At 72.9% G+C, this 20,817-nt stretch carries 18 protein-coding genes; 6 read left to right on the plus strand and 12 right to left on the minus strand.

All coding sequences use genetic code 11. From position 1 onward, the window contains the following. The first annotated feature begins 310 nt into the window (after positions 1–310). Entirely contained in the window at positions 311–1,564 is a 1,254-nt protein-coding gene (locus MSA03_RS13585; protein WP_170245520.1) for a GNAT family N-acetyltransferase, read from the plus strand. 53 nt (positions 1,565–1,617) lie between these two features. On the opposite strand, the gene recQ is transcribed toward MSA03_RS13585, so the two are convergent. The 10 genes from recQ to MSA03_RS13635 all read right to left on the minus strand — a co-directional run bounded on the left by recQ (position 1,618) and on the right by MSA03_RS13635 (position 14,463). Then, positions 1,618–3,684, minus strand: a complete 2,067-nt coding sequence (recQ, locus tag MSA03_RS13590) for a DNA helicase RecQ (RefSeq protein ID WP_147051423.1) — start codon at positions 3,682–3,684, stop codon at positions 1,618–1,620. 74 nt (positions 3,685–3,758) lie between these two features. Beyond that, positions 3,759–4,295: a DUF1697 domain-containing protein gene (locus MSA03_RS13595; protein ID WP_147051424.1), complete on the minus strand. Its 537-nt coding sequence runs from the start codon at positions 4,293–4,295 to the stop codon at positions 3,759–3,761. A 70-nt stretch (positions 4,296–4,365) separates the two neighbouring features. Next, the gene (locus tag MSA03_RS13600; protein WP_147051447.1) at positions 4,366–6,852 is read right to left on the minus strand and encodes a DEAD/DEAH box helicase; all 2,487 of its coding nucleotides are present in this window, start codon (positions 6,850–6,852) and stop codon (positions 4,366–4,368) included. Positions 6,853–6,890: 38 nt separating this feature from the next. Continuing rightward, positions 6,891–8,087: a glycoside hydrolase family 3 N-terminal domain-containing protein gene (locus tag MSA03_RS13605; protein WP_147051425.1), complete on the minus strand. Its 1,197-nt coding sequence runs from the start codon at positions 8,085–8,087 to the stop codon at positions 6,891–6,893. Positions 8,088–8,149: 62 nt separating this feature from the next. Then, on the minus strand, positions 8,150–9,607 hold the full coding sequence (locus MSA03_RS13610; RefSeq protein WP_147051426.1) for a sodium/solute symporter: 1,458 nt from the start codon (positions 9,605–9,607) through the stop codon (positions 8,150–8,152). Continuing rightward, positions 9,604–9,975 carry a heavy metal transporter gene (locus MSA03_RS13615; RefSeq protein WP_147051427.1) on the minus strand — a complete coding sequence of 124 codons (372 nt, stop codon included), beginning with the start codon at positions 9,973–9,975 and terminating at the stop codon, positions 9,604–9,606. The genes MSA03_RS13610 and MSA03_RS13615 overlap by 4 nt, the downstream gene beginning before the upstream one ends. Next, complete coding sequence (locus tag MSA03_RS13620; protein WP_147051428.1) at positions 9,972–10,697, minus strand: LytR/AlgR family response regulator transcription factor; 726 nt, start codon at positions 10,695–10,697, stop codon at positions 9,972–9,974. The genes MSA03_RS13615 and MSA03_RS13620 overlap by 4 nt, the downstream gene beginning before the upstream one ends. A 9-nt stretch (positions 10,698–10,706) precedes the next feature. Continuing rightward, positions 10,707–11,888: a sensor histidine kinase gene (locus MSA03_RS13625; RefSeq protein WP_147051429.1), complete on the minus strand. Its 1,182-nt coding sequence runs from the start codon at positions 11,886–11,888 to the stop codon at positions 10,707–10,709. 34 nt (positions 11,889–11,922) lie between these two features. Next, positions 11,923–12,162 (minus strand): YbdD/YjiX family protein, encoded by a 240-nt coding sequence (locus MSA03_RS13630; RefSeq protein ID WP_036272838.1) that lies wholly within the window; start codon positions 12,160–12,162, stop codon positions 11,923–11,925. Between the two features lie 12 nt (positions 12,163–12,174). After that, positions 12,175–14,463: a carbon starvation CstA family protein gene (locus MSA03_RS13635; protein ID WP_147051430.1), complete on the minus strand. Its 2,289-nt coding sequence runs from the start codon at positions 14,461–14,463 to the stop codon at positions 12,175–12,177. Between the two features lie 179 nt (positions 14,464–14,642). Between MSA03_RS13635 and MSA03_RS13640 the strand changes: the two genes are divergently transcribed. The 5 genes from MSA03_RS13640 to MSA03_RS13660 are packed head-to-tail and all read left to right on the plus strand — an operon-like array spanning position 14,643 to position 19,168. Then, positions 14,643–14,984 (plus strand): GNAT family N-acetyltransferase, encoded by a 342-nt coding sequence (locus MSA03_RS13640; protein ID WP_147051431.1) that lies wholly within the window; start codon positions 14,643–14,645, stop codon positions 14,982–14,984. Beyond that, positions 14,981–15,949, plus strand: a complete 969-nt coding sequence (locus tag MSA03_RS13645) for a pirin family protein (protein WP_147051432.1) — start codon at positions 14,981–14,983, stop codon at positions 15,947–15,949. The genes MSA03_RS13640 and MSA03_RS13645 overlap by 4 nt, the downstream gene beginning before the upstream one ends. 59 nt (positions 15,950–16,008) lie before the next feature. Then, positions 16,009–16,569 carry an ECF transporter S component gene (locus MSA03_RS13650; protein WP_147051433.1) on the plus strand — a complete coding sequence of 187 codons (561 nt, stop codon included), beginning with the start codon at positions 16,009–16,011 and terminating at the stop codon, positions 16,567–16,569. A gap of 44 nt (positions 16,570–16,613) precedes the next feature. Beyond that, entirely contained in the window at positions 16,614–18,368 is a 1,755-nt protein-coding gene (locus tag MSA03_RS13655) for an ABC transporter ATP-binding protein (protein ID WP_244946440.1), read from the plus strand. Continuing rightward, the gene (locus MSA03_RS13660; protein WP_147051434.1) at positions 18,365–19,168 is read left to right on the plus strand and encodes an energy-coupling factor transporter transmembrane component T family protein; all 804 of its coding nucleotides are present in this window, start codon (positions 18,365–18,367) and stop codon (positions 19,166–19,168) included. The genes MSA03_RS13655 and MSA03_RS13660 overlap by 4 nt, the downstream gene beginning before the upstream one ends. Positions 19,169–19,323: 155 nt before the next feature. Here MSA03_RS13660 and MSA03_RS13665 read toward each other — a convergent pair whose 3' ends face one another. Together MSA03_RS13665 and MSA03_RS13670 are read right to left on the minus strand one after the other, a co-directional pair. Beyond that, on the minus strand, positions 19,324–20,523 hold the full coding sequence (locus tag MSA03_RS13665) for a saccharopine dehydrogenase family protein (protein WP_147051435.1): 1,200 nt from the start codon (positions 20,521–20,523) through the stop codon (positions 19,324–19,326). A gap of 1 nt (position 20,524) precedes the next feature. Further along, positions 20,525–20,800 (minus strand): MarR family transcriptional regulator, encoded by a 276-nt coding sequence (locus MSA03_RS13670; RefSeq protein WP_307725253.1) that lies wholly within the window; start codon positions 20,798–20,800, stop codon positions 20,525–20,527. Positions 20,801–20,817: the final 17 nt, after the last annotated feature.

The following is a 20,817-nucleotide window of genomic DNA, read 5'->3' on the forward strand; positions in this document are numbered from 1 at the left end:
GCCAGTGAGCCCCATGCGCCTCACCCGTCACGCCCGGTCCTGCAGTTTGCTGCGCGCGCGGCCGGATGGCGGCGTGTGTTCGCCTCGGGGTGGGCGGGTGGCGGCGTGTGGTCGTGCGGTCGCGGCGGCGAGGGCTCGGCCTGACGAGCGGTGCGAACTGCAGGATGAGGCGTGACTGGCGTGGCCAGTGAGCCCCATGCGCCTCACCCGTCACGCCCGGTCCTGCAGTTTGCTGCATGGCGCCAGCCTTCCGGGCTGTCGGGTGAGCGCCGCGGGCGGCCGTGTCGGCGGCCCGGGGCATCATGGGCGGATGACGGTGACTCTGACGCGCTGGAGCGACGGCGACCTCGGCCTGCTCGAGCGGATGAACGCTCCGGAGATGACGGTGCACCTCGGCGGCCCCGAGACGGCGGACGAGGTGCGCGACCGCCACGCCCGCTACCTGCGGCTGTGGGAGAGCGACGAGGCCCGCACGTACCGGATCGACGTCGACGGCGAACCGGCGGGCGGCATCGGCTACTGGGCCGTCGAGCACGACGCGCGGCCGGCGTGGGAGACGGGATGGTCGGTGCTCCCGGAGCATCAGGGGAGGGGCGTGGCCGGGGCGGCGCTGCGCGCACTCCTCGCCGAGATCCGCGCGGACGGGCGGCGCGACCTGCTCGTCGCCTACCCGGGCATCGACAACCCGGCGTCCAACGCGCTGTGCGCGCGAGCCGGCTTCGTGGCCCAGGGCGAGGGCACCGAGCCGTGGCGCGGTGGCGAGCTCACCTTCCGCATCTGGGCGCTCGACATGGCGCCGCTGCAGCCCGGCGGCGATCTCGAGGAGGAGCGGTTCGGCGCTGAGAGCCTCGACCCGGAGCGCTGGTGGCCGCACTACCTCCCGCACTGGTCGAGCCGGGAGGCGACCATGGCGCGGTGGAAGACCGGGGACCGCCTCGAACTGCGGATCGACCCCGACACCCCGCCCTGGGCGCCGGAGTGGGACGGCGACGTCCGCGTCTCGCACCTGCAGACCGGCCAGTTCTCCGGCCCGGTGGGCAGTAGCACGGGCCAGCACCGCTTCCGGGACGGGCTCGTCGTCCGCGAGGAACAGCCGGAGCACCGGCTGTGGCTGCCCCACTACGGCATCATCGAGACGCGGATGTCGGCGATCCGGCACTCGGATGCCATGGTCGCGTTCTGGCCCATCGGGTTCGAGGACCGACCCGACGACAGCGGGGAGATCTGCATCGCCGAGGTCTTCGGCCGCGACCTCGACGACGACGGCGGCTGGGTCACGGTGGGCGTCAAGGCGCACCACGATCCGCGCCTGCGCGACGAGGTCGAACGGATCCGCGTCACGGGCGACCTGACGCAGCCGCACGACTACGCCGTGGAGTGGACCCCGGAGCACCTGCGGTTCTTCATCGACGGCCGGTGGGTGAAGACCGTCGCGCAGCGCATCGACTACCCGGTGCAGCTCATGCTGGACGTCTTCGAGCTCCCGGCCGCCGGCGGTGCACGCGGTACGGCGGCGCTGCCGCACCGCTTCCGCGTCGAGCACGTGCGGGTGCGGACGCGCTGACGACGGGCGTCAGCGTCGAGCACGTGCCGGTGCGGACGCGCTGACGACAGGGGTCAGTGCGCGGCGACCACCGCGAGAACGGCCTCGCCGTACGCCTCGCGCTTCTTCGCACCGATGCCGGAGACGCCGTCGAGGTCGGCCAGCGACGCGGGCCGGCGTTCGGCGAGCGCGCGCAGCGTCGCGTCGCCGAAGACGATGTACGCGGGGACGCCCTGCTCCTTCGCCGCCGACGCGCGCCATGCGCGCAGCGCCTCGAACAGGTCGCGGTCGCCGGCCGCGACGGCATCCGACGCGGGCGCCTTGCGGGTGCGGGGCGTGCTGCCGGTGCGGCCGAGGACGTCACGGCGCAGCGGCACGGGACTCTCCCCGCGCAGCACGGCGGCGCCCGCCTCGCCGACGCCGAGCGTGCCGTACTCCCCCTGCGCAGCGAGCACGCCGCCGGCGAGCAGCTGCCGGATGACGCTGCGCCAGTCCTGGTCGGTGAGGTCGGCGCCGAGCCCGTAGGTGGAGAGCTTGTCGTGCCCCTGCTGGCGGATGCGCTCCGTCGACGCGCCGCGCAGGATGTCGATCAGGTGCCCCGCACCGAAGGACTGGCCCCGCTCGCGCTGCAGCCGGACGATCGTGGAGAGGAGCTTCTGCGCCGCGACGAGGCCGTCCCAGGTCTCCGGCGCCTCGAGGCACGTGTCGCAGTTGCCGCACGCGTCGGAGGACTGCCCGAAGTAGCCGAGCAGGTTCTGCCGACGGCATCCCACCGTCTCGCACAGGGCGAGCATCGCGTCGAGGTGCTGCCCCATCCGCATTTTGTACGCGCGGTCGCCCGGCGACTGGTCGATGAGGCGCCGCTGCTGCACGACGTCCCCGAGGCCGTACGCCATCCACGCCACGGCCGGTTCGCCGTCGCGACCGGCACGGCCGGTCTCCTGGTAGTAGCCCTCGACGGACTTCGGCAGGTCGATGTGCGCGACGAAGCGGACATCCGGCTTGTCGATGCCCATGCCGAACGCGATTGTGGCGACCATGACGACACCGTCGTCGCGCAGGAACCGCGATTGGTTGCTGGCGCGGATGCCGGCATCCAGACCCGCGTGGTACGGCAGCGCGTCGAGGCCCTGCTTCTGCAGGTAGTCGGCCGTCTGCTCGACGGACTTGCGGCTCAGCGCGTAGACGATGCCGGCGGAGCCCTCGGGCTGCGCGCGGATGAACTGGACGAGCTGCTTGCGCGGGTCGACCTTCGGCTCGATGCGGTACTGGATGTTGGGACGGTCGAAGCTCGCGACGAAATGCTTCGCGTCAGGCAGCGACAGCCGCTCGGTGAGCTCGCGGTGCGTCGCGCGCGTCGCGGTGGCGGTGAGTGCCATGCGCGGGACGCCGGGGAAGCGCTCGGCGAGGTCGCCGAGCATGAGGTAGTCGGGGCGGAAGTCATGGCCCCACTGCGACACGCAGTGGGCCTCGTCGATTGCGATGACGCTGAGGGTGCCGCGCTGCAGGAGGTTCGTCGTCGCGGCGCCGGACAGGCGCTCGGGGGCGACGTAGAGGAGGTCGAGCTCGCCGTCCAGGAACGCGCGTTCGACGCCGGCGCGCTCGCCCGGCGACTGCGTCGAGTTCAGGTAGGCGGCACGGACGCCGTTGGCGACGAGCGCGTCGACCTGGTCGTGCATGAGGGCGATGAGCGGCGAGATGACGAGGCCGGTGCCGGGGCGGACGAGCGCGGGCACCTGGTACGTGATCGACTTGCCGCCGCCGGTCGGCATGAGCACGACCGCGTCGCCGCCGGCCACGACGTGCGAGACGATGTCGCCCTGGCCCTCGCGGAACGCGTCGTAGCCGAAGACCTCCTTGAGCACCGCGACCGGGTCGGCGCCGAGGTGGTCGCGCCGTTCGAGCGTCAGGACGGAGGGTGCCGTCGCCGCGACCGCGGGGAAGGCGCGCGGCGCGGCGCGGTTGCCGGTCGGCGCGGCGCCGGCGGGCTGGTCGCGGGTGGCGCGGGCGACGGATGCCGCATAGCCGTCGAACGCGGGATCCGGCGGGGGCGGGGCGTCGAAGTCCTCCGGGGGACCGAACTCGTCCGGGTACCAGGGCACGTCGGCGTACGGGTCGTCGCTCCAGCCGCCGTCAGTCACCCGGACAACGATAGTCGCGGCGTCCGACAGCGGCGTCCGGCGCCCACCGACGGCGACCGGCGGCGTCCGGCGGGTCAGCACCACTTGGCGGCGATCGCCGTGATGACCGTCGCGTTGCGGTTCGTGGCGACGCCGAGGTGCTTCACGGCGCCGAGCGGATCGACGCGGCCGTCCTGGTAGCCCGGGAGGAGCAGGGCGTGCGCGGCGCGGCCGCGGACGATCATCTCGCCCGCGCCGCTCGCCGCGGCCTCGACGCGCGCGCGGGCATCGAGGCTCGGCTGCTCCTTCAGGAGGTACACGTAGTGCCGGGCGAGTCCCGGATGCTCGTCGTCGAGCTCCTGCACGGTCGCGGCGATCTCCGCGACCTCGGCGGCGGTGTACACGATCGTCGGGACCTCGAAGCCCCGGTCGGCGGCGAACGCGGCCTCGATCTTCTCCTCGATGCGCTCGCGCGACCGCATCCCGCTCGTGAAGCGGACGTTGCCGGTGTTGATGTGCGTGTCGACGTCGTCGAAGCCCGCGGATTCGACGACGCGCCGGATGTCGCCCTTGGGGAACACCCGCTTCGCGCCGAGGTTGATGGCGCGGAGGAACGCGACGTATGTGGTCACCGCCCCATTCTGACTCCCACCCCCGACTTCCTGACCCGCGCCGGACCGGCGCACGGCCTGACCGGCGCGACTAGAGGCGCAGCACCTGGGTCACGCGGGTCACGGCGGTCCCGGACTCCACCGAGGCGTCGAGGTCGACCTCGGCGCGGATGCGCCAGTCGTGGTTTCCGTCCGGGTCGTCGATGACCTGCTCGACGCGCCAGACCCCGGCCGAGGCCGCGTCGGACTCGTCGATCTCGACCAGGCGCGGCGAGCGCGCCGGGCCGCCGGTGAGGATCTCGTCGTGCTCCTCGAAGTACGCGTCCAGGGCGTCCGACCAATCGGCATCCGGGTCGAGCGCGACGAGGGCATCGTCGTCCTGCCGCGCCGCGAGCTGCACGCGGCGGAACAGCTCGTTGCGGACGAGCACCGTGAACGCCCGGCGGTTGGTGAGCACCGACGGCGGAGCCGGCGGCACGACGGGCGCCGTCGGGTCGTCGGCGGGGTGCACGAGCGCCTCCCATTCGTCCACGAGGCTCGAGTCGACCTGACGGACGAGCTCGCCGAGCCACTCGATGACGTCCATGAGCTCGTCCGTCCGGGCCTCGGCCGGCACGGTCTGGCGGATCGCGCGGTACGCGTCGCTGAGGTACCGCAGCACGAGACCCTCGCTGCGGCCCAGCTGGTACTGCGACACGTACTCGCCGAAGGTCATGGCGCGCTCGAACATGTCGCGCACGACCGACTTCGGCGACAGCTCGAAGTCGCGCACCCACGGCTGGCTCGACGCGAACACCTCGAACGCCTGCGCGAGGAGGTCGGCGAGCGGCTTCGGGTATGTGATGTCCTCGAGCAGCGCCATCCGCTCGTCGTATTCGATGCCCTCCCGCTTCATCGCCCCCACGGCCTCGCCGCGCGCGAGGTACTCCTGCTGGTTGAGGATGGCGCGCGGGTCGTCGAGGGTCGCCTCGATGACGCTGACGACGTCGAGCGCGTAGTGCCCCGTGCCGGTTTCGGCGTCGTCGGGCGAGAGCAGCCCGATCGCGGCGAGCGCGAACGGCGACAGCGGCTGGTTGAGGGCGAAGTTCGGCTGCAGGTCGACGGTCAGACGGATGCCGTCGGCATCGGAGACGACGATCCCGGCCGTGACCAGCGTGCGGAAGATCGCGATCGCCCGCCGCGCGAGGGCATACCGGCGCGGGCGCGACTCGTGGTTGTCGAAGACGAGCGACCGGACGTTGCCGAACACGTCGCCGCCGCGGCCGATCACGTTGATGAGCATCGCGGCGGTGAGCTGCAGCCGCGGCTCGAGCGGCTCCGGCACGGCGGTGATGAGGCGCTCGAACGAGCCCTCGCCCCAGTTGACGACGCCCGTCGGCGCCTTCTTGCGCACGATCTTCTTGCGCTTCGCGGGGTCGTCGCCGGCCTTGGCGAGGGCGACAGCGTTCTCGATCTCCCACTCCGGTGCCATCACGACGACGTTGCCGTACGGGTCATACCCGGCGCGTCCCGCGCGCCCGGCGACCTGGTGGAACTCGCGCGCCGTGAGCTGCCGCATCTTCGTGCCGTCGAACTTCGACAGCGCCGTGAGCAGCACGGTGCGGATGGGCACGTTGATGCCGACGCCGAGGGTGTCGGTGCCGCAGATCACGCGCAGCAGCCCGCGCTGGGCGAGGGTCTCCACGAGCCGGCGGTAGCGGGGCAGCATCCCGGCGTGGTGCACCCCGATGCCCGACCGGACGAGCCGGGACAGCGTCTTGCCGAACCCGGTGGTGAACCGGAATCCGCCGATGGCCTCCGCGATGGCGTCGCGCTGCTCGCGCGTGGCGATCTTGACGCTCGACAGCGCCTGTGCGCGCTCGAGGGCCGCGGCCTGTGAGAAGTGGACGATGTACACCGGCGACTCGCGGTTCTCCAGCAGCGCGGCGAGCACCTCGTGCACGGGGCGCCGCTCGTAGGAGAAGTGCAGCGGCACGGGTCGCTCGACGCCCGTTACGAGCGCCGTCGGCCGGCCGGTGCGCCGCGACAGATCGTCGGCGATCGCCGTGACGTCACCGAGCGTCGCCGACATGAGCAGGAACTGCGCCCGCGGCAGGGTGAGGAGCGGCACCTGCCACGCCCCGCCGCGCTCCGGGTCGCCGTAGTAGTGGAACTCGTCCATCACGACCTGGTCGACGGGCGCGTCCGGACCGAGCCGGAGCGCCAGGTTCGCGAGGATCTCGGCCGTGCAGCACACGATCGGGGCGTCGGGGTTCACCGACGAGTCACCCGTGACCATCCCGACGTTCTCCGCGCCGAAGATGTCCACGAGCGCGAAGAACTTCTCGCTCACGAGCGCCTTGATCGGTGCCGTGTAATAGGAGCGGCCGCCGGCGGCCAGGCACGCGGCGTGCGCGGCGACGGCGACGAGCGACTTGCCGGTGCCCGTCGGGGTGGACAGCACGACGTTCGCGCCGGAGACGAGTTCCATGACGGCCTCGTCCTGCGCCGGGTAGAGCGTGAAGCCGCGCCCCTCTGCCCACGATGCGAACGCGTCGTAGACGGCATCCGCCGACGCGTCGGTCGGGATGCCGGCCATCAGCGCCGTGGGGGAGGTCACCACCTGAGTCTGCCCGATCACGGACCGGACAGCTTGGCCACGGCGACGCGACGGGCCGACTCGTCGACGCGCTCCGCGAACGCGGGGTCGCTGCGCGCCCGCTCGAGGACCGCGTCGTACATGGCCGGCAGCGTCGCGGGGCCGGAGGACAGCAGCAGGACATCGACCCCCGCCGTGAGTGCGCGGATCGCCCGATCGGCGGGAGCGACGCCCGCGACGGCGGTCGCGGCGGAGAGGTCGTCCGTGATGACGACGCCGTCGTAGCCGAGATCGCCTCGCAGGATGCCGGTGACGATCGGCGCGGAGAAGACCGCCGGCGCGGAGCCGTCGATGTTCTCGTAGACCGCGAAGCCGACCATGACGAGCGCGGGCTCCTCCGACAGCAGCGCACGGTAGACCCCGACGTCGGGCCCGTCCGCCGTCACGGTCGTGTCGGCGACATCGCCGGCGTGGTCGGTGTTCGCCGTCACGCGCCCGAGTCCCGGGAAGTGCTTCAACGTCGGCGTGACGCCGGCATCCCGCATCCCGTCGGCGAACGCACCGGCGTACGCGGCGACGGTCGACTCGTCGTACCCGTACTGCCGGCCGAGCCCGCCGATGGGCGGGTTGGCGAAGCGGGCGTCATGGCTCGTGACGATGTCGGCGACCGGGGCGAGGTTGAGCGTCACCCCCGCCTCGCGCAGCTGCTGCCCCCAGCGCCGCGCCGCGTCCCGGAGCTGCGGGGGCGGGAGGTCGGCCTGCCGGATCGCGTAGGGGATGTCGTCGAAGCCCGGCCCGCGGAGGACCTGCACCTCGCCGCCCTCCTGATCGGTGACCACCCACAGCGGGATGCCGCTCTGCGCGCCGGCATCCGGACCGGTGAAGTGCGCGACGACCGCCGCCGCCGCCGCGACGCCGCCGTTCGAGCGCCCGTGCAGGAACACCCCGCCGATGTGCCGCTCCGCGACGGCGGCGAGGGTCTGCGGATCGACGCTGCCGGCCGGGGTGCCCACGACGAAGAGCTGGCCGACGCGCTGTTCCAGCGGGAGTCCCGCGATCGGGTCGGGTGTCGGCGTCGGCGTCGGTGTCGGGGTGCGCGGCGGTGTCGGCGGCGGGGTCTCGGACGGCCCGGCCGACGACGGCGCTGCCGGGGGGCTCGCGCCCTGCGGGCCGGCGACGCATCCGGCCAGCAGGAGCAGGATCGCCAGCGCGAGGGACACTCCGGCGCGGCGCATCGTCTCATCCTCCCCGCCGCGGACGGGGCGCACCAGCCCCGGCGGCGGGCCGGGCGCGCGGTTCAGGCTCGTTCGGGCGTGTGCAGCCGCGCCAGGATCCGGTCGGTGCGCAGCGGCGCGCCCCGCGGATCGGAGACCGAGACGGCCACCATGACGGCGGTCGCGAGCGGGATGGTCCAGGCGGCGGGCTGCGCGAGGAACGGCGCGGCGGCGCCGACGCCGCCGACGGCGCCGTGCACGAGCAGCGCGACACCGCACGAGAGGGCGCCCACCGTCATCCCGGCGATCGCCCCGCGCGCGGTGAGCCCGCGCCACCAGACGCCGAGCAGCAGCACGGGCGACAGGCTCGACGCGGCCACGACGAACACGATCCCGACGCTCGCGCCGAGACCGGCCGGCACCGTCAGGAGGGCGACGCCGAGCGGCACGGCCGTGCAGAGCAGCGCCGACAGCCGGAAGGAGCGCACCGACCCGCCGAAGACGTCCTGGCTCACGACACCCGCGAGCGACACGACGAGTCCCGCGGAGGTCGCGAGGAAGGCGGCGAACGCACCGGCGACGAGGAGCGCCGTGAGCAGCTCGCCGAGGAGTCCGGGGAAGACGCGCGAGGGGAGCACGAGGACGACGGTGTCGGCGAGGCCCGGCTCGGCGAGGTCGGGTGCCACGCGGCGCGCCAGCAGACCCATGGCGCTGGAGACGGCGTAGAACGCGCTCACGAGCCCGATCACGAGCACGGTCGTGCGCCGCGCGGACACGCCTGTGGGGCTCGTGTAGAACCGGACGAGCACGTGCGGCAGGCCCATGGTTCCGAGGAGCAGCGCCAGCAGGAGGGATGCCGACTCGTACGCGTCGATCTCGGCCGGCCCGGCCGCGGGCGGGAACACGACGGAGGCGGGGACGTCGTACGGCCCGCCGCCGACCGCGAAGGCGATGAGGATGACGGGAACGAGCAGTGCGGCGAGCTTCAGCCAGTACTGGAACGCCTGCACGTAGGTGATCGCGCGCATACCGCCCGCGGCGACCGCCGCCGCGACGAGCACCGCGACCGTGACGGCGCCGACCCACGGCGGCAGGCCCGCCACGACACCGAGGGTGATCCCCGCGCCGTGCAGCTGCGGCACGATGTACAGCCAGCCGATCACGAGCACCGCGACGCTCGTGACGCGGCGGGCGGCCGGAGACTCCAGCCGCACCTCGACGAAGTCCGGGATCGTGTACGCGCCGCTGCGGCGCAGCGGCGCGGCGATGAACATGAGGACGAGCAGGTACCCCGCGGCGTAGCCGATCGGGAACCAGAAGCCGCGCGCGCCGCCGAGGAGCACGAGACCGGACAGCCCGAGGAACGTGCCCGCCGACAGGTACTCGCCGCTGATCGCGGAGGCGTTCCAGACAGGCCGCACCGTCCGGGAGGCCACGAAGAAGTCGCTCGTCGTCCGTGAGACGCGCAGGCCGTAGCCGCCGACGAGGGCGGTGACCACGACGACGAGCGCCACGGCGGCGAGGTCGAGAGCGGGATTCATTCGCGCTCCCGCAGCGCCCGGTACCGACGTTCGTTGCGGTCGGCGCCGCGGGCGTAGCGGAGCGCGAACACGAGGACGACGGGGTAGTACGCGAACGCGTGCAGCAGCCACGGCAGCGGCACCCCGAGCAGCACGATGCCGTCGAGTCCCGGGATCGCGACGATCGCGAGCGAGAGGGCCACCGTCACGATGACGAAGCCACTCACGGTGCCGAGCGCGAGCCGGAGCTGCGTGCGGCGCAGGGCGCGGGCGAACACGGCATCCGCTTCGTCGGCGGGCGCGTCCGGCAGGGCGATGCCGCGGGTCGCGGCGACGGGACGGCGAGGTCCGGGATCGGCCGTCACCCGCACCCGGCGCGGCTCGGTCACCGGCCTCCTCCGCCGCGCACCAGCGCGTCGCGCACGACCGGCAGCAGGCGCCGGCTCACCGGCAGCTCGACGTCGCCGACCGACACCGTCGGCTCGGCGCCACCCAGGCGCGCCTCCCCCACCGCGGCCGTGCTGACCAGGTAGGAGCGGTGGACGCGCACGAAGCCCGCGTCGGCCCAGCGCTGCTCCAGCTCCGAGATCGGGATGCGGACGAGGTGCCCGGGGCCGTCGTCGCCGTGCAGGCGGGAATAGTCGCCCTGCGCCTGCACCCAGCGCACGTCGCTGCGCCGGACGAACCGCACGGTGGCGCCGACCGTGACGGGCAGCACCTCGTCGCCCTCGACGGCGCCCTCCGCGCCGAGCTCGATCACCCGGTCCACCGCCCGGCGCAGCCGTTCGACGCGCACCGGCTTGAGGAGGTAATCCGCTGCGCGCAGGTCGAACGCATCGACCGCGCGCGCGTCGTCCGCCGTGACGAACACGACCGCCGGCGGCTCGGCGAGCGCGCCGAGCGAACGCGCCAGCTCGAGTCCGGTGAGCCCGGGCATGTGGATGTCGAGGAACGCGACGGCCACGGCGCGCACGGACAGCAGTCGTAGCGCGTCGGCCCCGGACGATGCCGTGAGGATGTCGCCGATGCGGTCGTCGGCGCGGAGGAGGTGCACCAGCTCGTCGAGCGCGGGACGCTCGTCGTCGGCGACGAGGACGTCGATCGGGGTCATGACGGCGACTCAGATCGGGTCGAGCGTATGGAGCGGCTGCGACTTGGGGATCCGCATGCGCACCATGGTACCGGCGCCCCTGTTCGTCTCCACGACCAGCCCGCCGCCCGGACCGTAGAGCTGACGCAGCCGCGTGTCGACGTTGCGGAGCCCGACGTGCGCGCCGTCGTCGCGGGAGGTCAGGAGCGCGCGCAGCGACTCCGGATCCATCCCCACCCCGTCGTCCTCGACCGTGATCTCGGTGTGGGTAACCTCGTCGTGGGACGCGATCCGGATGCTCCCGCCGCCCTCCCCCGGCTCCAGCCCGTGCCGCACCGCGTTCTCCACGAGCGGCTGCACCGACAGGAACGGGATGACGGTGGCGAGGGTCTCCGGCGAGATGCGCAGGGTGACGCTGAGCCGGTCACCGAACCGCGCCCGCTCCAGCTCGAGATACGAGTGGATGCTGCGCAGCTCCTCGGCGACGGTCGTGAACTCGCCTTGCCGGCGGAACGAGTAGCGCGTGAAGTCGGCGAACTCGAGCACGAGCTCGCGAGCGCGCATCGGGTCGGTGTGGATGAAGGACGCGATCGCGGTGAGCGCGTTGTAGATGAAGTGCGGCGAGATCTGCGCGCGCAGGGAGCGGAGTTCGGCCTCGGCGAGCGCGGTGCGGGAGGCGTCGAGCTCGCCGAGTTCCAGCTGCGCCGCGCACCATTCGGCGACTTCGCCGGCGGCGCGGACCAGCGCCGCACGCACCGGCGCCGCGAAGGCGACGACGACGCCGACCACGGTGCCGTCGACCGTGATGGGCGCGCCGACGGCCTCCAGCTCCCCGCCCGCGCGCCGCGGGAACACCTGGCAGCGTCCGGTCTCGGTGACCCGCGCGGCGATGCGCGCGGCGGAGGCGTCGAGTCCTTCGCCCTGCCCGTCGGTCGCCACGACCCCGTCGGCGTCGACGAGGGCGACGGCCGTGCTGCCGAGGAGCACGCGCAGGTGCCGCGCCGCGCGCGCTATGTCGGGCGAGCCGAGGCCGCCGCGGAGGTGCGTGGCGGCGAGGCTCGCGTGGTGCAGCGCGCGGTAGGTGGCCCGCTCCTCGTCGCTGCCGAGCTCCCGCGACCCGCGCGCCAGCCGCCGCGCGAGCAGCAGGAGCACGGTGAGCGCGATGCCGCCGGCGGCGCCGAGGAGACCGGCGAGCACGACGGAGTCGGTCATGGCGCCAGCCTACGGTCGGTGTGCCGGCAGCGCCTCAGCAGCACCTCGCGCCGGGGTTGCGGTCCTGGTCGTCCATCTTCTGCCGCCAGAACTGCCGCTCGGTCATCGGCGCCTCGTCGGGGTGGTGCCGGGTGTGGTGAGCCACGTAGGTCGCGTACGCGGTGTCGCCCATGAGCTCCGTGACGTACCAGCGGATGCCGCGGCCCACCCTCCCGAGGTGCGCGGCGAGCGCGCGCAGCGGGCCGGGAGCCACGGCATCCGTCCGGTTCGTCATGATCCGCTCCGCCTAGTGGGCGGAGGTCGCCTTCCGCTCGTCGCGCAGCAGCGGCTCCCACCGCTTCTCCAGCTCGCGCTCGGCGGAAGTCGCGAGGAACCCGGCGGGCGCGTACCGGCGGGAGACCACCGCGGCCTCCTCGGTGTTCTCGCCCCCGCCGCGGCGGATCGCGCCGATGGTGACGACGATCGCCGCGATGATGACGATGATCGCCAGCACCACGAAGATGATCGACAGCGTCCCCTGCACGGCCGTGTTGCGGATGACGGCCTCCACGACCGCGGGCTCACCCAGGCTGCCGTCACCGGCATCCTGCGCCGCACGGTAGCGGAAGTGGTTCGCCCAGTAGCCGATCGACGGCACGTCGCTGAAGATCTTGTACATCGACGCCGTGATCGTGACGACGGCCGTGAAGGCGAGCGGGAGGGCGATGATCCACAGCCACTTCACGTACGCCCGCCCGCGCTTGGCGACGATCGCCAGCACGACCGACAGCGCGATGGCCGCGAGGAGCTGGTTCGCGATGCCGAACAGCGGGAAGAACGTGTTGATGCCGCCGAGCGGGTCGGTGACGCCGAGGATCAGGATCGTGCCCCAGCCGGCGACCATGATCGCGGTGGTGATCCACACCCCGGGGCGCCACGAGACATCACGGAACTTCGGCACCCAGGCGCCGATCGAGTCCTGCAGCATGAAGCGGGCCACGCGCGTCCCGGCGTCGACGGCGGTGAGGATGAACAGCGCCTCGAACATGATCGCGAAGTGGTACCAGAACGCCATGAGCGCCTGCCCGCCGAGCGCCTGCTGCATGATGTGCGCGAGTCCGAGCGCGAGGGTCGGCGCACCACCCGTGCGGGAGACGATGCTCTCCTCCCCGACGGCGGCCGCGGTGCTCGTGAGCATGTCGGGCGTGAGGTTCACGCCCGTGAGGCCCAGCGAGTTCACGAACGCGACGGCGCCTTCGACCGTGCCTCCGGTGACGGCGGCCGGGGCGTTCATCGCGAAGTAGATGCCCTGGTCGATGGAGATCGCGGCGACGAGCGCCATGATCGCGACGAAGGACTCCATGAGCATGCCGCCGTACCCGATGAAGCGCGTCTGACGCTCCTTCTCCACGAGCTTGGGGGTCGTGCCGGAGGCGATGAGGGCGTGGAAGCCGGACAGCGCACCGCAGGCGATCGTCACGAAGAGGAACGGGAACAGCGGGCCGGCGAACACCGGGCCCATGCCGTTCTCGCCGAAGACCGACACCGCCGGGACGGTGATCTCCGGGCGCACGAGGACGATCGCGCCGGCGAGCATCACGATGACGCCGATCTTCATGAACGTCGACAGGTAGTCGCGGGGGGCGAGCAGCAGCCACACCGGGAGGACCGCGGCGATGAAGCCGTAGATGATGATGCCCCACGCGATGGTCGTGCGGTCGAGGTGGAAGATCGCCTGGCCCCACTCGGTGCCGGCGACCCAGCCGCCGCCGATGATGGCGGCCATGAGCAGCACGAAGCCGATGAGGGAGACCTCGGTGACCTTGCCGGGGCGGAGATAGCGCAGGTACACGCCCATGAAGAGGGCGATCGGGATCGTCATCGCGACGCTGAAGACACCCCACGGGCTCTCGCCGAGCGCGTTGACGACGACGAGGGCGAGGATCGCGACGATGATCAGCATGATCAGCAGCGATGCGATGATCGCGGCGGTGCCGCCGATGCGGCCGAGTTCCTGACGCGCCATCTGGCCGATCGTGCGGCCGCCGCGGCGCATCGAGAAGAAGAGGACCGTGTAGTCCTGCACGGCGCCGGCGAGCACGACGCCGACGATGATCCAGATGGTCCCCGGGAGGAAGCCCATCTGCGCCGCGAGCACCGGTCCGACGAGGGGACCGGCGCCGGCGATCGCGGCGAAGTGGTGGCCGTAGAGCACGCGCCGGTCGGTGGGGACGTAGTCCTTGCCGTCCTGGCGCACCTCGCCGGGCGTCGCCCGGTTGTCGTCGGGGCGCGTGATGTAGCGCTCGATGACCTTCGAGTAGAAGCGGTAGCCGATGAGGTAGGTGCACACGGCGGCGAACACGAACCAGATCGCGTTGACGGTCTCGCCGCGCACGATCGCGAGCATCGTCCAGGCCACGGCGCCGAGCAGGGCGATCGCGGCCCACAGGATGATCTTCGGCAGCGTCCAGCGGGCGGCCTTCTCCTCGTGCTCGGCAGGGAGAGCCACCGGGGGGAGGTTCGGGTCGGGGGTGAGGTCGGGCTCATCGTGGGCGAACCCCGGGGCGCGCCCGGGGCGCGCAGAAGGTGCAGTCATCGGATCTCCTCGTCGGCGCATCGTTGCGTGCTGACAGGCTAGGAACCCCCGCCGCCGCGTGCCGCGTGCGATCGCGTGGGCTGCGACGAGCGGCGGTGACGGCGCGACGAGCGGCGTCCGAGCCTGGCGGAACACGGGGGCCGCCGCCTACGTTGGAGTCAGCGACGAGAGGAGCCGCTGTGACGGACGACGCCGAGATCACCGTGACCCGCAACGACGAGAAGGGTCGCTACGAGATCCACCTCGACGAGACGATCGCCGGTTTCACCGAGTTCCTGCCCGACCGCCATGGGCGTCTCGTGTTCCCGCACACCGAGATCGACCACGCCTTCGCGGGGCGCGGGCTCGCCACCATCCTCGTCGGCCGGGCGCTCGCGGATGCCGCGGCCCGGGGCGAGACGGTGGTGCCGGTCTGCCCGTTCATCGTGAAGTACCTGCACAAGAACGAGGTCGACGGACTCGACGTGTACTGGCGTCCCACCGTGGACGAGAGCGGCAGCGACGCGATCGAGCGGGTATGACCCGCCTGGACAGCGGCCCCGAGGAACGGGAGGCCCCGCCGGCGTGCGACGGCCCCCGCGCCCTGCTGCTGTCCGCGCGCGAGGTGCCGCTAGGCGGGGTGCGGGCCATGACGGTGCACCGGAGCCTGCCGCAGCGCGACCTGCCGATGGTGGGCGCATGGTGTTTCGTGGACCGGTTCGGTCCCCAGGTCACGCGCATGCGCGTCGAACCGCACCCGCACATCGGGTTGCAGACCGTCACCTGGCCGTTCATCGGGCAGGTGCGGCATCGGGATGCCGTCGGCAGCGACGTCGTCGTGACGCGCGGCGCGCTGAACCTCATGACGAGCGGCGCCGGCATCGTGCACTCGGAGTACTCGATCGGCGAGGACCCCGCGCCGCTGGACGCCCTGCAGCTGTGGGTCGCGCTGCCGGAGTCGCGGCGCCACGGCGCACCCGCGTTCGAGCGGCACGAGGATCTGCCGATCGTCGAGCTGGGTGACGGGGCCGTCGCGGCGGTCGTCGTCGGCGAGCTGGCCGGGTCGTCGTCGCCCGCCACGATGTACACGCCCATCGTGGGCGCCGAGATCTTCCTGCCGGCGGGCGCCCGGGTCACCGTGCCGTTGCACGCCGAGTGGGAGTATGCGCTGCTCGGTGTCGACGGGAGCAGCGCCGTGTTCGCCGACGACGAGCCCACCGTCCTTCCCGAGGGTGGTCTGCTCTACCTCGGCATCCACCGCGACGCGATCGAGATCCGCGTCGAACGTGACACGACCGTGTTCCTGATCGGCGGCGAGCCGTTCGAGGACGACATCGTCATGTGGTGGAACTTCGTGGCGCGCACCCACGAGGAGATCGTCGACGCCCGCGAGGCATGGGAATCCGGCGCCCCGCGGTTCGGCCATGTCGTCGGGCACGGTGACGAGCGCATCCCCGCGCCGCCGCTCCCGGGGGTCCGCTTGACGCGGCGGCGCCGCCGCGCCTGACCGGGTTTTCCCCGGTGCCCGCCGTCCGGCGGCGCCGTCGCCGCGACTACGCTGGAGGCGTGCCTGCGGCATCCCGACTCTCCACGCGCGTTCTCCTCGTCTGCGCGGCGATCGGCGTCGCCACGGGGCTGCTCACCGTCGTCGCCGGCTACGTCAGCGCTCCGGTGTGGGCCATCCTGCCGATCGTCTACGGCCTGGTCCTCGGCGCGCACGTCGTGCCCGGTGTCATCGCGCAGGCGCTGCTGCGGATGCCGTGGGTGGCCCTCGTCACCCACCTGCTCGCCGGGATCGTCGCGAGCGCGTTCGCCCCGCAGTGGGTGGGCCGCTACCTCGGCATGGCGCTGCTCATCGGGAGTCTGCAGGAAGGCGTCGCGGCCCTCACCCGCTACCGCCACTGGGAGGGCTGGCGGTTCTTCATCTCCGCCGTCGTCGTGGGGGTGGTCCTCGTCATCGGGATGGGCTTCGCCCTGGATGCCGGCAAGCTCGTGCCGTGGGCGCTCGCCGTCTTCTACGCGCTCCTCATCCTCGGCCCCGTCCTCTGGACCTTCGTGGGGCTCGCGATCGGCAGCGGCCTGCGCCGCGCCGGCGTGGCCCGCACGACGGTTGGAGTGCGCGGGTAGGCCCGGCTACGTTGGGAGGACCTCCGCCCGACGCTTGGACATCCGTGACCCCGCTCGCCTCCGGTGCGCCCGACGTGTCCGGCGCCCCCGCTCCGCTCGCGCGGGTGCGGAACCTGGGCGTCCGCCACGACGACGCGCTCGCCGCGACGCCGGCCGATGCGTCCCTGGAGATCCGGCCCGGCGAGGTCGTGCTGCTGCTGGGGCCGAGCGGGTCCGGGAAGTCCACGCTCGCCCTGACGCTCAACGGGCTCATCCCGCACGCCGTCCCCGCCGAGGTCACCGGCACCGTCGAGATCGCGGGGCTCGACACCCGGACCACGCCGGTCTCCGTGCTGAGCACGCACGTGGGGATGGTGTTCCAGGATCCCGATGCCCAGCTCGTGACGGGCACGGTGCTCGACGAGGTCGCGTTCGGCCCGGAGAATCTGCGGCTCCCGGTCGCCGAGGTGCTCGCGCGCAGCGAGGCCGCCCTCCGGCAGGTGGGCCTGTGGGAGCGGCGCGCCGAGAACCCCGACCGGCTCTCCGGCGGCGGCCGGCAGCGGCTCGCGATCGCCTGCGCGCTGGCGATGGGGTCGCCGCTGCTCGTGCTCGATGAGCCGACCGCCAACCTCGACCCGGCCGGCATCGAGGATGTCTACCTCGCGCTGCACGATCTCGTCCGCCACCCCGACGGCACGACGCGCGACCGTGCGATCCTCCTCATCGAGCACAACCTCGACGCCGCGGTCGCGCTCACCGACCGTGTCGTGGCGCTCGACGCCGAGGGGCGGACGGTCGCGGACGGCTCGGTCGACGAGGTGCTCCGCGGTCGTGCGGAGGAGCTGCATGCGATGGGCGTCTGGCTGCCGATCTCCACCCTCGCGGCGCTGCGCCTGCGCAGGGCCGGGTGGGTGTTCGAGCGGCTGCCGCTCACCCCGGACGAGCTGCGCGCCGCGGTGAGCGCGGGCGCGGGACCGGTGACGGCGCCGCCGGCCGCTGTCGCACCGGCGCCTGTGGGCGAGCCGATCGTGGACGTGCGCGGCCTGACCCTGCGACGCGGTCGCCACGACGTGCTGCACGGGGTGGACCTCACGGTCGGCGCCGGTGAGTTCGTGGCCGTGGTCGGTGCGAACGGGGCCGGCAAGACGAGCCTCGTCCAGGCGATCGCCGGCGTCGTCCCGGTGCCGCGCGGCACGGTCCGCGTCGGCGGTGTCGACGTCGCGCGCACCGATGCGCGGGCGCTGTCGCGGCGGATCGGGTTCGTGTTCCAGAACCCCGAGCACCAGTTCATCGCGCACACGGTCTTCGACGAGATCGCCCACGGGCTGCGCCGCCAGAAGCTTCCCGAGGAGGAGGTGCGCACCCGCACCACCGAGGTGCTCCGCCGCTTCGGGCTCGAGGACAAGTCCGGCCAGCATCCGTTCCTCCTCTCCGGCGGGCAGAAGCGCCGCCTGTCGGTGGGAACCGCGCTCGTCGCCGGGGCGCCGGTCCTCGTCCTGGACGAACCGACGTTCGGGCAGGATCGGGCCCGCGCCGAGGAACTGCTCCGGCTCCTCCGCGATCTGCAGGATGCCGGGACGACGATCATCGTCGTCACCCACGACATGCAGCTCGTCACCGAGTACGCGACGCGGACGGTCGTGCTCCTCGACGGACGGGTGCGGGCAGATGCCGCGACGGCCGAGGTCTTCGCCGACGAGGCCCTGTTGCGCTCGGCCGGGCTCCGGCTCCCGCCGTTGCGTGAGGCGCTGCGCGGCGTGGCGCACCCGGCCCTCGCGGGCGCCGTCCGCCTCGCCGACCTGCCGGGTGGTGCCGCATGAGCGTCGCCGTCGACCCGTACGCCGAGGTCGGTGCCGACCGCCGGTTCCTCGGGGGCATCAACCCGCTCGCGAAGCTCGCCGGCCCGTTCCCCGCCATCCTCCTCCTCGTCTTCGTCCGTGACCTCACGACGCCGTCGGTGTTCCTCGTCCTCGCCTACGCCGTGATCCTCGCGGGCACGCGCCTCACCCGCACCGTCGCTCTCATCCTCGGCGTGGCCCTGCCGCTCGGGGTCGTCGTGTTCGGCGTCGGCATGTCGGTGTGGATCGACGCGTCCCGCATCGACCGGAGCGTCGAGATCGTCTCGATCGGCGCCTGGACGCTGTACAGCGGCGCCCTGGAGATCGGCTTCGCGACGTCGCTGCGCCTCGCGGCGATCGTCGCCCTGGCGCTCATCGCCGGCCTCACGACGACCGGGCCGGATGTCGTCCGCGCGAGCGTGCAGCAGCTGCGCGTGCCGTACCGCGTCGGGTACACGGCGCTCGCGGCGTTCCGGTTCGTCCCGCGGTTCCGGCACGAGCTCGACATCATCCGGCAGGCGCACCGCGTGCGCGGCGCACACGGCGGACGGTTCGCGGTCGTCGCGCGCTGGTGGGGGTACGTCGTCCCCCTCCTGGCCGGCGCCATCCGTCACGCGGAGCGGGTCGCGCTCGCGATGGATGCGCGCGCCTTCGGCGCCCACCCCGACCGCACCGAGCGCCACCTCGTGCCGTTCCGGGCGCGCGACGTCGTGTTCCTCGGCGGGTGCTGGGTCGTCTCCGCCGTCGTGTTCGCGGCGCTGTTCCCGTGGACGCTGGGCTGACGTTCAGCGTGAAGGGGCGTGGCGGTCGATACCCGCGCTCGTCGTCGTCGGGGTCGTCACTTCGCGCGAGGAGCCGGGCGACGCGGGGTTTCACCTCCGTTGCGAGCAACGTCAGAGACTCGAGTTGCTCGCCCTGCTCGCACTTCTCGGGCTGGTCAGAGGCTGGCGCCGACGTCCAGGGTGAACCGCTGCGCGCGGAGCCGCTGCGCCAACGCCTCCCCCATCGCGACCATGGGCGTCAGCACCCCGGCGCGCTCGGGAAGATCGTCGAACGCGAGGCTGAGCGCGGACTCGCCGAGCATCACCCCGGTACCGCCGTATCCGGGGTCGAACGGCGCCGCGATGCGCGTGCGCACCGGCTGACCCTCGACGGGATAGACGTCGACGTCGAGCACGAAGCGGCCGTGTTCGATCGCATCGGGGCTCGGCCCGCTGCCCGGTGAGGGGAGCAGCTGGTCGAGGAGGGCGCGCGTCGGCGGGAAGGACATCCCGGCGACGAGGGCACCGGTGCCCGCGGTGATCGCCGCGGCCCGCACGAACCCGCCGAGCCCGCGGCCGGTCGCGACGACCTCGCGATACTGCATGAGCTGTCCGTAGCTCCATCCCGTCAGGTAGTTGCTGCGCTGGACGATCTGCCGGTTGTAGGCGCCCATGACGAACGGCGCCTGCCAGGCGCCGCGCTCGGTGCCCCAGCCGGAGGAGCTGCGCCCGGGGAGCCGGACGGAGGGACCCGGCGTCAACGCGTAGGGGTTGCCGATGAGGCGGCGGGCGCCGGCATCCGTCTTCGCTTCCTGCATCTGCTGACGCAGGGAGTCGATCGTGCCGCCGCTGATGCCGCCGCGCAGCGACCGCACCCGCAGCGTCGCGGCGACGATCGGCACGCCGCCGCCGGCCGTGTGGGCGAGGCCCACGCCCAGGTCGGAGGGGATCGAGTCGAACCCGCAGGAGTGGACGATCCGGGCGCCGCTGTTCACGGCGACGTCGTGGTTGCGCTCGACGCTGCGCGCGACGAAGACGCTCTCGCCCGTCAGGTCGGCGTACGACGTGCCGGCGCGGGCGCACGCGGAGGCGACGCCCGTCCCGTAGCGGAGGTACGGTCCGACGGTCGTCGCGACCACCTTCGTGGATGCCGCCATCCAGGCGACGGCGGCGTCATCTCCGGTGTCGACCTCGAGGATCGGCCAGTCGACGCGGAGGTCGCGGGTGACCGCCTGCAGCCGGGCGCGGGCTCGGCCTGCGATCGCGATGCGCGCGCCGGCGGGCGCCGCCGCCGCCAGGTGCCGCGCCGTGAATCGGCCCACGAATCCCGACGCGCCGAGGAGGACGATGTCGTAGTCGCGCTCGTTCTCGCTCATGTCACGCGAGCGTACGCCCTCGTCGTTGCGACGGGCGGAGGGCGGCACTCGCCGACGTGAGCGAGACGTTGACGCCGCGGTGGTCCTCGGGCGACGCGGCGCGGGCAACCAGTCCCGCCTTCTCCAGTCTGCGGATCTGGGAGGTCAGTCCACTCCTACTGTCCACAAGCCGGTCGGCGAGATAGGTCGTGTTGCAGGGCGACGACCGGTCTTCGCCCAGCACGGCGAGGATCTGGCCTGACCGGCCCGCTGACCGTCGCGTCGTCACTCTGCGCACATTGCATCGGATGCCAG

The organism is Microbacterium saccharophilum, from assembly GCF_007992455.1.
GTDB lineage: Bacteria > Actinomycetota > Actinomycetes > Actinomycetales > Microbacteriaceae > Microbacterium > Microbacterium saccharophilum.

Excerpts from the sequence above, each read along its gene's own strand:
- MSA03_RS13610 (WP_147051426.1), bottom strand. The coding sequence starts at position 9,607 with ATGAATCCCGCTCTCGACCTCGCCGCCGTGGCGCTCGTCGTCGTGGTC.
- MSA03_RS13600 (WP_147051447.1), bottom strand. The coding sequence starts at position 6,852 with ATGGCCGGCATCCCGACCGACGCGTCGGCGGATGCCGTCTACGACGCG.
- MSA03_RS13665 (WP_147051435.1), bottom strand. The coding sequence starts at position 20,523 with ATGAGCGAGAACGAGCGCGACTACGACATCGTCCTCCTCGGCGCGTCG.
- MSA03_RS13635 (WP_147051430.1), bottom strand. The coding sequence starts at position 14,463 with ATGACTGCACCTTCTGCGCGCCCCGGGCGCGCCCCGGGGTTCGCCCAC.
- MSA03_RS13585 (WP_170245520.1), top strand. The coding sequence starts at position 311 with ATGACGGTGACTCTGACGCGCTGGAGCGACGGCGACCTCGGCCTGCTC.
- MSA03_RS13625 (WP_147051429.1), bottom strand. The coding sequence starts at position 11,888 with ATGACCGACTCCGTCGTGCTCGCCGGTCTCCTCGGCGCCGCCGGCGGC.
- MSA03_RS13660 (WP_147051434.1), top strand. The coding sequence starts at position 18,365 with ATGAGCGTCGCCGTCGACCCGTACGCCGAGGTCGGTGCCGACCGCCGG.
- MSA03_RS13630 (WP_036272838.1), bottom strand. The coding sequence starts at position 12,162 with ATGACGAACCGGACGGATGCCGTGGCTCCCGGCCCGCTGCGCGCGCTC.
- MSA03_RS13620 (WP_147051428.1), bottom strand. The coding sequence starts at position 10,697 with ATGACCCCGATCGACGTCCTCGTCGCCGACGACGAGCGTCCCGCGCTC.
- MSA03_RS13645 (WP_147051432.1), top strand. The coding sequence starts at position 14,981 with ATGACCCGCCTGGACAGCGGCCCCGAGGAACGGGAGGCCCCGCCGGCG.
- MSA03_RS13605 (WP_147051425.1), bottom strand. The coding sequence starts at position 8,087 with ATGCGCCGCGCCGGAGTGTCCCTCGCGCTGGCGATCCTGCTCCTGCTG.